Source organism: Herbaspirillum seropedicae (assembly GCF_001040945.1).
GTDB classification, from domain to species: domain Bacteria; phylum Pseudomonadota; class Gammaproteobacteria; order Burkholderiales; family Burkholderiaceae_D; genus Herbaspirillum; species Herbaspirillum seropedicae.
Window position 1 is genome coordinate 1,232,970 of record NZ_CP011930.1, and the last position, 12,916, is coordinate 1,245,885.

General features: G+C 64.2%; 9 protein-coding genes. 6 read left to right on the plus strand and 3 right to left on the minus strand.

Annotated elements, in window-relative coordinates; all coding sequences use genetic code 11:
• Nucleotides 1–14 precede the first annotated feature (14 nt).
• Together ggt and gntR are read right to left on the minus strand one after the other, a co-directional pair.
• Nucleotides 15–1,772: a gamma-glutamyltransferase gene (gene ggt / locus ACP92_RS05430; protein ID WP_013233118.1), complete on the minus strand. Its 1,758-nt coding sequence runs from the start codon at nt 1,770–1,772 to the stop codon at nt 15–17.
• A gap of 240 nt (nt 1,773–2,012) precedes the next feature.
• Nucleotides 2,013–3,071: an HTH-type transcriptional regulator GntR gene (gene gntR / locus ACP92_RS05435; protein ID WP_013233119.1), complete on the minus strand. Its 1,059-nt coding sequence runs from the start codon at nt 3,069–3,071 to the stop codon at nt 2,013–2,015.
• A gap of 744 nt (nt 3,072–3,815) precedes the next feature.
• Between gntR and ACP92_RS05440 the strand changes: the two genes are divergently transcribed.
• From ACP92_RS05440 to ACP92_RS05465, 6 genes are all read left to right on the plus strand, one after another.
• Entirely contained in the window at nt 3,816–5,168 is a 1,353-nt protein-coding gene (locus ACP92_RS05440; protein WP_013233120.1) for a GntP family permease, read from the plus strand.
• A gap of 56 nt (nt 5,169–5,224) precedes the next feature.
• Complete coding sequence (gene gntK / locus ACP92_RS05445; RefSeq protein WP_013233121.1) at nt 5,225–6,787, plus strand: gluconokinase; 1,563 nt, start codon at nt 5,225–5,227, stop codon at nt 6,785–6,787.
• Nucleotides 6,788–6,945: 158 nt separating this feature from the next.
• Nucleotides 6,946–7,740 carry an SDR family NAD(P)-dependent oxidoreductase gene (locus tag ACP92_RS05450; RefSeq protein ID WP_013233122.1) on the plus strand — a complete coding sequence of 265 codons (795 nt, stop codon included), beginning with the start codon at nt 6,946–6,948 and terminating at the stop codon, nt 7,738–7,740.
• A gap of 28 nt (nt 7,741–7,768) precedes the next feature.
• Nucleotides 7,769–8,806: an L-idonate 5-dehydrogenase gene (locus ACP92_RS05455; RefSeq protein ID WP_013233123.1), complete on the plus strand. Its 1,038-nt coding sequence runs from the start codon at nt 7,769–7,771 to the stop codon at nt 8,804–8,806.
• A gap of 228 nt (nt 8,807–9,034) precedes the next feature.
• Entirely contained in the window at nt 9,035–10,588 is a 1,554-nt protein-coding gene (locus ACP92_RS05460; RefSeq protein ID WP_013233124.1) for a methyl-accepting chemotaxis protein, read from the plus strand.
• 344 nt (nt 10,589–10,932) lie between these two features.
• Entirely contained in the window at nt 10,933–11,820 is an 888-nt protein-coding gene (locus ACP92_RS05465; RefSeq protein ID WP_156181730.1) for a hypothetical protein, read from the plus strand.
• 115 nt (nt 11,821–11,935) lie between these two features.
• Here the strand turns inward: ACP92_RS05465 and tal are convergent, their stop codons facing one another.
• On the minus strand, nt 11,936–12,871 hold the full coding sequence (tal, locus tag ACP92_RS05470) for a transaldolase (RefSeq protein ID WP_013233125.1): 936 nt from the start codon (nt 12,869–12,871) through the stop codon (nt 11,936–11,938).
• Nucleotides 12,872–12,916: the final 45 nt, after the last annotated feature.

A 12,916-nucleotide genomic window follows, 5' to 3' on the forward strand; every position in this document is an offset into this window, starting at 1 on the left:
TGACTACCGCAGCATCAGAACCCCAACGTACGCCCATCCGGATTACGCGGATCCGAGAAGCCATCGAAACCATCCGAGCGGATCTGGATGGTCTGGGTGCGCCCCATGGAAGGCTGCACGCTGATCTTCTGGCCCTTGTCCTGCAGGATCTTGAGCGTATCGGCGGACAAGCCCTTTTCCACCCGCAGTTGATCCGGCGCCCATTGGTGATGGATGCGCGGGGTGATGGTGGCTTCGGCCACGTTCATGTCGTGGTCGATCACGTTGAGGATGGTCTGCAGGGTGGTGGTGATGATGCGGCTGCCACCGGGGCTGCCCGTGACCAGGAAGGGCTTGCCGTCCTTGAGCACGAAGGTGGGCGACATCGACGACAGCGGACGCTTGTAGGGAGCCACTGCATTGGCGTCACCGCCGACCAGGCCAAAGGCATTGGGCACGCCCGGCTTGGCGGCAAAGTCATCCATCTCGTTGTTCAAGGTGATGCCGGTGCCGGTAGCGACGATGCCACTGCCGAAGTTCAGGTTCAGCGTGTAGGTGGTGGCCACCAGATTGCCGTCCTTGTCGGCCACCGAGTAGTGGGTGGTCTGGTCGCTTTCATACGGCTGCGGCTGGCCTGGCTTGATCTCGCTGGACGGGGTGGCGCGGTCGGGGTTGATCTTCTTGGCCAGCTCATCGGCATAGGCGCGCGAGGTCAGGCCCTTGACCGGGACCTTGGTGAAATCCGGATCGCCCAGGTATTCGGAGCGGTCGGCATAGGCCAGCTTCATGGTTTCGGCCATGAGGTGGATGGTCTGGGCGCTGTCGGCGCCGTATTGCTTCAGGGGATAGCGTTCCAGGATGTTCATCATCTGGATGATGTGCACGCCGCCCGAGCTTGGCGGCGGCATGGACATGACCTGGTAGCCGCGATAGTTGCCCGACACCGGCACGCGCTCCACCACCTTGTAGTTCTTCAGGTCGTCGGCCGAGATCAGGCCGCCGTGCTTGTCCATCTCAGCCACGATCTTCTTGGCGATGCTGCCTTCGTAGAAGGCCTTGGGACCTTCCTTGGCGATCAGGCGCAGCGACTTGGCCAGGTCCTTCTGGACCAGCAGTTCGCCTTCCTGCAGCGGACGCCCCTCCTTGAAGAAGATCGCCTTGGACGAATCCCACTGCCCCAGGTGCTCACGCTCGGCCGAGAGGATCTGCGCCAGGCTGCGGCTGACCGGGTAACCCTTCTCGGCCAGTTCCACGGCCGGCTGGATGACCTGCGACAGCTTCATGGTGCCGTACTTGGACAGCGCATGCGACAGGCCCGCCACCGTGCCCGGCACACCCACGGCCAGGTGGGTGTAGAGCGAGCGGCCCGGCACGACGTTGCCCTTGTCGTCCAGGTACATGTTGCGGGTGGCGCGCTGCGGGGCCATCTCGCGGAAGTCCAGGGCGACGTTCTTGCCGGTCTTGGCGTCGTGGATCATCATGAAGCCGCCGCCGCCGATGTTGCCCGCATTGGGCAGCACCACGGCCAGCGCGAAGCCCACCGCCACGCCGGCATCGACGGCATTGCCGCCCTTCTTGAGGATGTCCACGCCGACCTTGGTGGCCAGTTCCTGCTCGGTGGCCACCATGCCGTGCTGGCTGTGCACCGGGCTGATGATGTCATAGGTGAGGTCGTACTTGACCACGGGTGCGGCCGGGGCCGCCGTCTGGGCCTGGGCCGGCGCGAAGGCCAGCGCGCCGCACAGCGGCAGCAGGGCCAGGGCGGGTTTGCAAAGACCGGTGAATGTCTGCATGAGGGATGCTCCTGATGATCTCTGGATATGGGAATCTACATATTATTTATAGGAATGCCGTTCGCCGTGCTGCAAGGGCGAATGACACCGGGAGATTGTAGAGAATGGCGGTGTTCTGTCCAGAGCCGCGGGCCGGCGATGGATGGATTATTGCTGCGGATTCGTCCACGGATGTGGGGGATGCCCGTGCGGGGCGAATGGCCGCGCTTCAGGGGCTGAGCTGCCTGGGTGCCCGGGTGCTTAGGTGCTCTCGCGCACGGCCAGCTCGAAACCCAGATCCAGCCGTCCCTTGGCGATCTCTTCCCCCTTGAGCTGGCGCACCAGCATCTCGGCCGACTGGTAGCCGATGTCATAGCGCGGCGTGACCACGGTGGTGATGGAGGGCGTGGCGCAGGCCGCCCAGGAGAGGTCATTGAAGCCGGCAATGGCCATCTGACGCGGTACGCTGATGCCCTGGCGCTGGCATTCGAACAGCGCGCCCAGGGCCAGGTCATCGTTGCAACAGAAGACGGAATCGCAGTCGGGATGATCTTGCAGCACCCGGCGCAGCAGCTGCGCGCCCATGTCCACGGTGGTGGGCTGCGGCAGCAACACTTCGATATCGGCTGCCAGGCCAGCTTCCTGCAAGCCTTTGCGGAAGCCTTCGCGGCGCTTCATCATGCGCGGATCGAGCTGGGCCGCCAGGAAGGCAGGGCGGCGGTAGCCGCGCTCGGCCAGATGCCGGGCCACGGCATGGCCGGCGCGGGTCTGCGAAAAACCGACCGAGTAATCCTGCTGGCTGCGGCCCAGGTCGAACATGCGCACCGCCGGGATGGCGCGGCTGGCCGGGCGGCTTTGCAGGATGTCGTGCTGTTGGCTGCTGGAGAGCAGGAAGCCCGCCGGCGCATGGGCCAGGTAGGTGGCGATGAGTTCTTCTTCCTTGTGGCGGTCATAGCCGGTCTCGCCGATGAGGAATTGGTAGCCCACGCTGGCCAGGTAGTCGCGGATGCCCGAGAGGGTCTCGATGAACACCGCATTGGTCAGCGACGGCACCAGCACGGCCACCACCTGCGAGCGCGCCGAGGCCAGCGTGGCGGCGGCCTGGTTGGGTACATAGCCGAGCTTGTCGATGGCCTCCAGGATGCGCTGGCGCGACTGTTCCTGCACCAGCGCCGGGGTCTTCAAGGCGCGCGAGACCGTCATCGGACTCACCCCAGCCTCGGCGGCCACATCGATGATGGTCACGCGTCCGGTGGCGCGGCTGCCACGTACGGCGGGAGGGGATTTGGGCTTGGACTTGGATGCTGCGCGCTGGGTCATGGGAAAGCGGTCTTTTCTTGATGGCGACATGATACCTGCTTGCGGAGTGGGAGGGCGTGGTTCCTGCGGGATGCGAGGAGACGGTGCGCCTTCGATACGCGGCCATGCCGCTACTCAGTCCGAACGGTGGGCGAAGAAAGACGGAAGGGAAGGAGGGGGGGACGATGCAGCCCCGATACCGTTCGGACTGAGTAGCCGCGCAGGGGCGTATCGAAGACGCACCAGGGCCGCAACCAGCGCTGCGTCTTCGATACGGCCCTGCGGGCCTACTCAGTCCGAACGGAAGGAGATAGGGACGATGCAACCCCGATACCGTTCGGACTGAGTAGCCGCGCAGCGGCGTATCGAAGACACGCCTACAGATCACCGCCAGCCTCCCCCGGCAGCATGAGTCCGGAGCGCACCCGAAAGAAAATGATTTCCGCACGGCATGACCTGCCTTCCGTTTCCTCCCTCCTTCTACCGCACCGCAACACAACAAATGTTTGACCCACGCAAAATGTTAGCGTTATCATCGCGCCCCATGTTAACGCTAACATCCGAACCTCCGGACACACGGCGGCGGGGTCAGCGGTGGCATACCACACTCAGGAAAACAGATAACACTACGCAGATAGTGCAGATGTTCGTGCCGCCCGCCGGGGTGGCCGCAGGAGACGTTCGCCCGACTCATCGTCAGCAGGGCCGCGTTGCTGCGGCTGTCCCAGGGGCGCATGCCATCGGCTATCGGCAATCGGAGAACCCATGCTGGGAATGAGCCACGACGCCACCTTGCTGTTCAATGCAGTCATTGCCATCCTGGCGCTGATCCTGATGATCACGCGCCTGCGCATCCACCCCTTCATCGCCCTGACGATCACGTCGGGCTTGCTCGGCCTGATCTCGGGCATGCCGCTACCCAAGATCGTCAAGTCCTTCCAGGACGGTTTCGGCGGCGTGCTCGGTTTCGTCGGCATCGTGCTGGGCCTGGGCACCATGCTGGGCAAGCTCATGGCCGAATCCGGCGGGGCCGACCAGATCGCGCAGACGCTGGTGCGCGCCTTTGGCCGCGAGCGCGTGCACTGGGCCATGATGATGGGCGCCTTCCTGGTCGGCATCCCGCTGTTCTTCGAGATCGGCTTCGTGCTGCTGATTCCGCTGGTGTTCATCGTGGCGCGCCGCTCGGGCGTGCCGCTGTTCAAGATCGGCATGCCCATGCTGGCCAGCCTGTCGGTGATGCACGGCCTGGTGCCGCCGCACCCGGGGCCGCTCCTGGCCATCGGTATCTTCGGTGCGGACATCGGCAAGACCATCTTCTATGGCCTGCTGGTAGGTCTGCCGACGGTGATCATTGCTGGCCCCATGTTCGGCGCTTTCATTTCCCGTTACGTCGATATCAAGCCGTCCGAAGAACTGATGGCGCAACTGGTGCGTGAGCCGCAGACGACCAAGCTGCCTGGCTTTGCCACCACCCTCATCACCGTGCTCGCGCCGGTCTTCCTGATGTTGTTGAAGACCCTGGTCGACGTCACCCTGCCCGAAGGCCACGCCATGCGTGACCTGATGGACTTCATCGGCAACCCCATCGTGGCGCTGCTGGCTGCGCTCTTGCTGGCTATCTGGACCTTCGGCATCGCCCGTGGCTTCACCCGCCAGCAAGTGTTGAAATTCGTGGACCAGAGCCTGGCCCCCACCGCAGCCATCGTGCTGATCATCGGCGCCGGCGGCGGCTTCAAGCAGATGCTGGTCAATTCCGGCGTGGGTACGGCCATCGGCCAACTGGCCGTGCATGCGCAAATCTCGCCGCTGCTGCTGGCCTGGTTCGTGGCCGGCGTGATCCGTGTGGCCACCGGTTCGGCGACCGTCGCTACCATCACGGGAGCAGGCATCGTCGCTCCACTGGTGGCGCTGATCCCCGGCACCAACAAGGAACTGCTGGTGCTGGCCACCGGCGCCGGTTCGCTGATCCTGTCGCACGTCAACGATGCCGGTTTCTGGCTGGTCAAGGAATACTTCAACATGAGCGTCGGTGAGACCTTCAAGACCTGGACGGTGATGGAAACGCTGATCTCGGTTGTTGCTATCATCTTCATCATGTTGCTCAACCTGGTCGTCTGACCTTCAATGATGCATGCCCGGCACGCCCGGGCGTGACTGCTTGCAAAGGAATCTCCATGTCCACGTCCGCCTTGGCCCGCTATATGCTCGGTGTCGATATCGGCACCACCAGCACCAAGTCCGTCGTCTTCACCCTCGATGGCAAGGTGGTTGCCCAGCATGCGGAGGAATATCCGGTCCTCTGCACCGAGCCGGGCATGGCCGAACAGGACCCGGAGCAGATCGTCGCTGCCGCGCTGGCCTCCATTGCTGGCGCGGTCAAGGCCGCCAAGGCGGCGCCGCAGGAGATCGCGCTGCTGTCCTTCAGCGCAGCCATGCACAGCGTCATCGCGCTCGATGCCGAGAACCGCTTGCTGTCCAACAGCATCACCTGGGGCGATATTCGCGCCTCGGTCTGGGCCGAGCGCATCAAGCACGAGCATGACGGCAACGCCATCTATCGCCGCACCGGCACGCCTGTCCACCCGATGTCGCCGCTGTGCAAGCTGATGTGGATGCGCCATGAAAAGCCGGACGTCTTCCATCGTGCAGCGCGCTTCGTGGGCATCAAGGAATACCTGCTCTACCAGCTCTTCGGCCAATGGGTGGTAGACCATTCCATCGCCTCGGCCACCGGCATGTTCAACCTGCGCGAGCTGGCCTGGGACCAGGGCGCACTGGCCTTGCTGGGTGTGCGGCCCGACCAGTTGCCCACGCCCGTGCCGACCACGCACCGCCTGCCGGCGCTCTCGTCCGAGATGGCGCAGCGCCTGGGCTTGTCGGTCGATACGCCCTTCATCATCGGCGCCAATGACGGCGTGCTCTCCAACCTGGGCGTGAACGCCATCGAGATCGGCCATGTCGCCGTGACCATTGGAACTTCCGGCGCCATGCGCACGGTGATCGATGAACCGCGGACCGATCCGCAGGGCCGCCTGTTCTGCTATGCCCTGACCGAAAAGCACTGGGTGGTGGGCGGCCCGGTCAACAACGGCGGCAACATCTTCCGCTGGGTGCGCGATGAACTGGCCACCGCAGAGGCGGCTGCGGCGCGTGAAGAGGGTGTCGATCCCTACGAGGCACTGACCCGCATCGCCGAGAAGGTGCGTCCCGGTGCAGAAGGACTGCTGTTCCATCCTTTCATGGCCGGCGAGCGCGCCCCGCTGTGGAATGCCGACCTGCGCGGTTCCTTCTTCGGCCTGGCCCTGCATCACGGCAAGCATCACATGATCCGCGCAGCGCTGGAGGGCGTGATCTTCAATCTCTACAGCATCCTGCCGGCGCTGGAAGAACTGGTCGGCCCCACCAAGCGCATGATGGCCACGGGCGGCTTCGCACGGTCGGCGCTGTGGCGGCAGATGATGGCTGACATCTTCAACCGCGAAGTGGTGGTGCCGGAGAGTGTGGAATCGTCCTGCCTGGGCGCAGCCGTGCTGGGCGCGTGGGCGCTGGGCCTGGTGCCGTCGCTGTCGGTGATCTCCGGCATGGTCGGCTCCACCAACCATCACGCCCCCGAGGCCGAGGCGGTGGCCGTCTATGGCCGCCTGCAACCCATCTTTGCGGCCATTCCGGCCAAGCTGGAGGCGGAGTATCACGCCATTGCCGCCTTCCAGCGCGAGGCGGGGCGCCCTCATCCTTAGGTTCATGGTTCCCGTTCGGACTGAGTAGCGGCTTCGCCGCGTATCGAAGGCGCCCCTGCAGCAAGCTTGGGAGCGCCTTCGATACGGCCCAAGGGCCTACTCAGTCCGAACGGCCGCGTTGATTCTATGCGTAGTCGATTTGATTTCAAGGAGATGATGTGACCACCAAGACCACCCCCTTGCCCGCAGGCTTGCAGGGCTTTTCGCTGGAAGGCAAGCTGGCGCTGATCACCGGTTCTTCCGGCGGCATCGGCCTGGCGCTGGCGCGCGGCATGGCCCAGGCGGGCGCGGCCATCGTGCTCAACGGGCGCGACGCCGGCAAGCTGGCTGCCGTGGCGGCGCAACTGCGCGCCGAAGGCCATACCATCCATGAATCCAGTTTCGACGCCACCTCCTCCGAGGAGGTCAAGGCCGCGGTGCAGAAGATCGAAAGCGAGATCGGCCCCATCGGCATCCTGGTCAACAATGCCGGCATCCAGCGCCGCAATCCGCTGGAAGAGTTCAAGGAATCGGACTGGCACGACCTCATCAGCACCAACCTCAACAGCGTCTTCTTCGCCGCCCAGGCGGTGGCGCGCCACATGATCCCGCGCGGCGCGGGCAAGATCATCAACATCTGTTCGGTGCAGAGCGAGCTGGGCCGTCCCGGCATCGCCCCCTATACCGCCACCAAGGGCGCGGTGAAGATGTTCACCAAGGGCATGGCCATCGACTGGGGCAAGTACGGCATCCAGGTCAACGGCCTGGGGCCCGGCTACTTCAAGACCGAGATGAACATGGCCCTGGTCAACGACGCCAAGTTCACCGACTGGCTGGTGGGCCGCACTCCGTCGCGCCGCTGGGGTGACGTGGAAGACCTGGTCGGCGCGGCCGTGTTCCTGGCCAGCGATGCCTCGCGCTTCGTCAACGGTCACATCCTCTATGTGGATGGCGGCGTGACGGCCACCTTGTAAATCATTTAGCTCATTTTCGGAGAAGACCATGCAACAAGGCCTCGTCATCCATGCGCCGCACGACCTGCGCATCCAGGCACTGGACACCGGCGCACTGCAGCCGCAGCAACTGAAGGTCAAGGTCAAGGCCGGCGGCATCTGCGGCTCGGACCTGCACTACTACCATCACGGCGGCTTCGGCGTGGTGCGCATCAAGGAACCGATGGTGCTGGGCCATGAAGTCTCGGGCCAGATCGCCGAAGTCGGTACGGCCGTCACCGACATCGCTCCCGGCACGCGCATCGCCATCTCGCCTAGCCGCCCCTGCGGCGCGTGCAAGTACTGCCAGGAAGGCAAGCAGAACCATTGCCTGGACATGCGCTTCTACGGCAGCGCCATGCGCACGCCGCACGTGCAGGGCGCCTTCCGCCAGGAAATCATCATCGAACGTTCGCAGGCCCACGTCGTCGCTGACCACGTCAGCGATGGCGAAGCCGCCATGGCCGAGCCGCTGTCGGTGGCGCTGCACGCGGTGCGCCGCGCCGGCCCGCTGGTGGGCAAGCGCGTGCTGGTGACCGGCTGCGGTCCCATCGGCGCGCTGGTGGTGGTGGCTGCGCGCCGCGCCGGGGCGCTGGAAGTGGTGGTCACCGATGTGGCCAGCATGCCGCTGCAGGCGGCCTTGCAGGTGGGGGCGGACAGCGCCATCAACATGGCCGAGACGCCCGCTGCCCTGAAGGCCTATGCCGCCGACAAGGGGACCTTCGATGTGCTCTTCGAGGCCAGCGGCAATGAGCGCGCGCTGGTGGGCGCGCTGGAAGCCCTGCGCCCGCAGGCCATCATCGTGCAGGTCGGCCTGGGCGGCGACATCCAGTTCCCGGCCAACCTGCTGGTGGGCAAGGAGCTGGAGTGGCGCGGCGCCTTCCGCTTCCATGAAGAGTTCGCCATGGCGGTGGAGCTGATGAACCGCAAGCTGGTGGATGTGAAGCCGCTGATCACGGCGACCTATCCCATTGCCCAGGCAGTGGAAGCCTTCGAGATCGCCGGCGACCGCTCGCGCATGATGAAGGTGCAGATCAGTTTTGACTGAATCGGCACAGTGGCCCGGACGCCGGGCTGCTGCGAGGATTCATGAGAATGCCGTCCGCAGCATTGCTGGACGGCATTTTTTTCGCCTGTTTGAAGAAGGGAGTCAGGCGGCGTTGATTGACAAGCCCTGCTGCGCGCTATAAGTTCGTGGCCAACTCTGCATGGCGCAACGCTGAGGGAGGCGCGCCATTCCAAGCAGCCACCGCACCACCTCTGGGGAGAGGAATCCATGTCCAGGCCTGGGCTTCGTACGCTGTCCGTCGGACAGCGCTTGTCGGTACTGATCCTGCTGGCCTTGCTGGGCCTGGTCGCCACGGCCGCAGTCAGCCTGCGCCAGATCGAGAACGTCTATACCGCCGCCAATTACGCCCAGGTCAACACGGTGCCCAGCGTGACCACGCTGGATGACGCGCAGGCTGCCTTCAACGCCATCCAGGGGCGTATCTACCAATACCTGGTCAACCCCGACCCGCGCGACCGCAGCCGCCTGATCAAGGAGATGGACGTGCAGCGCGCACGCATGCAGCGGCATCTCCACACCTACGCCAATGCCTACATCACCGACGAGACCGATGGCGCCATGCTGGCCGATGACCGCGCCCACATCGCTGCCTTTGAAGAGGTAGTGCGGCGGCTGCTCGCGGTGGCCGAAGAGGACCGGGTCGAGGATAGCCTGGGCCTGAGCGTGCTGGAATTTCGCGCCGCCATCGATACCGTGCAGGCCAGCTTTGCGCGTCACCGTTCCTACAACGTCGCGCTGGGCGACGCCAGCGCATTGACCGCCCGCGAGATCATCGGCCAGGCGCTGGAGACGGTCGCGCTGGTGGCGGGCGGCGTGCTGTTGATCCTGCTGGGAGCAGGCTGGTTGCTCACGCGCACCCTGCTGCGCCAGATGGGCGGCGAACCGGGCGACGTGGTGACGGTGATGCAGCGCCTTTCCGATGGCGACCTGGTGCAGACGATCACGCTCAAGCCCGGTTGTCGCGACAGCATGATGCACGCCATCCAGAAGATGATGACGCGCCTGGCCCAGGTGGTGGGCGAAGTACGCGGCAACGCCGACGGCCTGGTCAGCACCGCCGAGGAAGTCAGTGCGACCGCGCAATCGCTCTCGCGCGCCTCCACCGAGCAGGCCAACGGCGTGGAGCAGACCAGCGAAGCGCTGGCGCAGATCCACGCCTTGCTGCAGAGCACTGCGCAAAACGCCAGGCTGACCGACCAGATCGCCGCAGCGGCGGCGCTGGAAGCACGCCAATGTGCAGAAACGGTCAAGCAGATGGTGGCGGCCATCCAGCAGATCGCCGGCAAGATTGCGGTCATCGATGACATTGCCTACCAGACCAACCTGCTGGCCCTGAACGCCACCATCGAAGCCGCGCATGCGGGCGAGCACGGCAGCGGCTTTGCCGTGGTGGCGGCCGAAGTGCGCCGCCTGGCCGAGCGCAGCCAGTCTGCGGCGCAGGAGATCGACGAAGTCGCCCGCGCCAACGTGACCCTGGCCTGCGCCGCAGAACGCCAGCTCAGTGACATGGTGCCGACCATCACCCGCACTTCCGTACTGGTGCAGGACATCGTGCAATCTTCCGAGCAGCAGTCCACTGCCGTGAGTCAGATCAGCACGGCGGCCAGCCAACTGGCGCAGGTGATCCAGCAGAATTCGCTGAGCTCGGAAGAGCTGGCCGTGACCTCCGAGGAGCTCAATCGCCGCGCCTTGCTGCTGCAGACGGCAGTGGGTTTCTTCCAGTGCCAGCTGGCGCGGGGGATGCAGGCCAGGCTGGCGTAGTGGTGCGGGCGCCGGGGGGCGTGATCAAGACCTGGCCGACGCGGGTAGGGCGTCCAATGCGTCGGGATTGCTCTTCAAAAGCTCAATTATTCATCTATAGTTTTCTCACCACATTGTAAGATTGCCTATAGACAATCTTTATCTGACTCATTAGACTTGCCCTCGCAGACATCGGGGGAGTCTGTTTTTTCCATTCGACGCCGCTCACTGCGCGCATGTCTTGGCGAAAGAACGAACTTCGTCTGCCATTTCCGCTTTCTCCAGTTGCTGATTGCTCCGCGCGCGGTGGCAGGGGATCGCTTTCACTTTTTTCGACGAATCAGAACATGCAGATGCAGACCAAGTTGAAACATATCGCTCTGGCGGCCCTCCTTGCACTCAATGGATGCGCCAGCCAATCCGACAACAAGACGGCTGCCGCCACTGCCGCGCCGACGCCGACGCCGGCGCCAGCGCCAGTCAAGACATCGGCGGTCAACTCGCCCACCCAGGCAGCTGGCGCTGCCGCGCCAGCGGATGCACCGGTAGCGGCGGTCTCCACCGCGACGGTGGCGGCGCCTGTGCCGGTGGCATCGGCCAAGCCGGACCCGGCCATGGCGGCAGAGCCCAGGCTGGGTGTGCTCTACACCACCTCGTTCATCGATGGTTCGCGCCTCAAGGAAGTGCCGGAAGAAGTGCTGATCGTGCGTCCCAAGAATACCCAGAACACCGTGGCGGCCCAGGTGGCCCTGAACATCTTCATGTTCGCCCTGGGTGGGGGAATGGCGGTCAACACCTTCAGCAAGGATGATCTCAAGGGCGACAAGATCGAGGACGTGAAGGACCGCAACCGTGTGCGCAATCAGGTCGCCTCCGGTTTCACCGCGCAGTTGAGCCGCGCCCTCAACACGGCGCTGCAATCACAGCCTGAGATGAAGACGGCGACCTTCAAGCAGCGCGTCATGGTGGCTGGCGGCAGCGCCAAGCTGGTCTATGAAGCCTTGACCGGCGAGCAGGCCGATCTGTACAAGATGAGCACCAACCTGAGCGTCTACAAGCGCAAGGAAAGCGCGGGCATGCTCACTTTCAGTCCCTTCGTCGAGGTCTCCTGCAACCGCACGTCGGAACAAGCCCTGCCGCTGGATGAGTGGGCCAAGGATGACTACGCACAAGTCGAGCAATGGATGGCCGAGACATTTGAACAGTGCAGCAACAAGGTCGTCGGGGCGTTGCCGGATCTGCTGGCAAGCTGATCGCCGGGACACGCGGGATGCAAAAAGGCCGCATCGTGGATGAGCACGATGGCGGCCTTTTTTTATGCGGAGGTTGCTGCGTCCCCGGACAGGCAACGCACGGAACGCCTGTCGATCAGCGCAGCGCGTCGACGATCTGCTCCAGCTTGACCGCATCAGCAGCAAACTGACGAATGCCTTCAGCCAGCTTCTCGGTGGCCATGGCGTCGGCGTTCAAGGCCAGGCGGAAGGCCTTCTCATCCAGGGAGATGCGTTCGATATCGGCGGCGTCAGCGGCTTGTTTGCTCAGCTTGCGCTCGACCGGGGCATCGCTGTCGGCCAGCTTCTGCAACAGGTCGGGGCTGATGGTCAGCAGGTCGCAGCCGGCCAGTTCGACGATCTGCGAGGTGTTGCGGAAGCTCGCGCCCATCACTTCGGTGGCGTAACCGAATTTGCGGTAATAGTTGTACACAGCCTTGACCGATTGCACGCCCGGATCGTCGCTGCCGGTGTATTCCTGGCCGGTGGACTTCTTGTACCAGTCATAGATGCGGCCCACGAAGGGCGAGATCAGTTGCACACGGGCTTCGGCGCAGGCAATGGCTTGCGGCAGCGAGAACAGCAGGGTCAGGTTGCAACGGATGCCGTCCTTTTCCAGGATCTCGGCGGCGCGGATGCCTTCCCAGGTGGAGGCGATCTTGATCAATACGCGCTCGCGGGCGATGCCGGCTTCTTCGTACAGGCGGATCAGTTCGCGGCCCTTGGCCACCGTGCCTTCGGTATCGAAGGACAGGCGCGCGTCGGTCTCGGTGGAGACACGGCCCGGGATGAGCTTGAGGATTTCCAGCCCGAAGGCGATCAGCAGGCGGTCGATGATCGCATCGGTGCTCTTGCCGGCATGGGCCTTGACGACGGACTCCAGCAGCGGCTTGTACTCGGCCTTCTGCACGGCCTTCAGGATCAGCGAGGGATTGGTGGTGGCGTCCTGCGGGGCGAAGGCCTTCATCGCCTGGAAGTCGCCGGTATCGGCCACGATGGTGGTGTATTGCTTCAACTGTTCAAGCTGGCTCATGGGAAAATCCTGTTGCTAAGTTGGAAGAATGAATGGTTCAGCATT

Excerpts from the sequence above, each read along its gene's own strand:
- gntK (WP_013233121.1), top strand. The coding sequence starts at position 5,225 with ATGTCCACGTCCGCCTTGGCCCGCTATATGCTCGGTGTCGATATCGGC.
- ACP92_RS05440 (WP_013233120.1), top strand. The coding sequence starts at position 3,816 with ATGCTGGGAATGAGCCACGACGCCACCTTGCTGTTCAATGCAGTCATT.
- ACP92_RS05455 (WP_013233123.1), top strand. The coding sequence starts at position 7,769 with ATGCAACAAGGCCTCGTCATCCATGCGCCGCACGACCTGCGCATCCAG.
- tal (WP_013233125.1), bottom strand. The coding sequence starts at position 12,871 with ATGAGCCAGCTTGAACAGTTGAAGCAATACACCACCATCGTGGCCGAT.
- gntR (WP_013233119.1), bottom strand. The coding sequence starts at position 3,071 with ATGACCCAGCGCGCAGCATCCAAGTCCAAGCCCAAATCCCCTCCCGCC.
- ggt (WP_013233118.1), bottom strand. The coding sequence starts at position 1,772 with ATGCAGACATTCACCGGTCTTTGCAAACCCGCCCTGGCCCTGCTGCCG.
- ACP92_RS05460 (WP_013233124.1), top strand. The coding sequence starts at position 9,035 with ATGTCCAGGCCTGGGCTTCGTACGCTGTCCGTCGGACAGCGCTTGTCG.